This is a genomic window from Parathalassolituus penaei, from assembly GCF_026626885.1.
In the GTDB taxonomy this organism is placed as follows: domain Bacteria; phylum Pseudomonadota; class Gammaproteobacteria; order Pseudomonadales; family Oceanobacteraceae; genus Oceanobacter; species Oceanobacter penaei.
On sequence record NZ_JAPNOA010000043.1, the window covers coordinates 1 to 598 of the forward strand.

The window sequence follows — 598 nt, forward strand, 5'->3', positions numbered from 1 at the left end:
GAAGAAGGCATCTCTGAGCCGACGTTATACAATTGGCTCAAACGGTGTAAATCAGAAGGAATGCCTGTGCCTCACAGTGGCAAAAACACAGATGACTGGCCGGTTGAAGCCTGCTTCGCCGCCGTTATGGAAACCGCTTCATTGAGCGAAGTTGAGCTGTCTGAATACTGTCGTCAACGGGGTTTGTATCCCGAACAGATCAAGCAGTGGAAAGCCGATTGCATGGCTGCCATGCAAGGTTCAAAAGTCTCCGCCGCCGAACTGAAGCGTCAGCGCAGTGCTGACCAGAAGAAGATTCGCGCACTGGAGAAAGAGCTCCGTCGCAAGGACAAGGCGCTGGCTGAGACCGCCGCCTTGCTGGTGATGCGAAAAAAGCTCAATGCCTTGTACGGACTGGAGGAAGAGGACGACTGACAGACCTGGAATGCCGACAACGTCTGGCGGAGATTTTTCTGGAAGGCATCTCGGCTGGAGCTCGTCGAGCGCGTGCTGCCGCTGAGTTAGGGCTCAATGTCCGAACGCTACAACGCTGGCTGGAAGGCGATCAGGTTTTGCCTGACCGTCGTCCTGCGGCTGGGCGCCCAAAGCCGCACAACGC

1 protein-coding gene is annotated in these 598 nt (G+C 56.2%); it reads left to right on the forward strand.

Going from position 1 to position 598, the window contains the following annotated elements:
* Positions 1 to 66 precede the first annotated feature (66 nt).
* Positions 67 to 414: a hypothetical protein gene (locus OUO13_RS14305; protein ID WP_283174584.1), complete on the forward strand. Its 348-nt coding sequence runs from the start codon at positions 67 to 69 to the stop codon at positions 412 to 414.
* Positions 415 to 598: the final 184 nt, after the last annotated feature.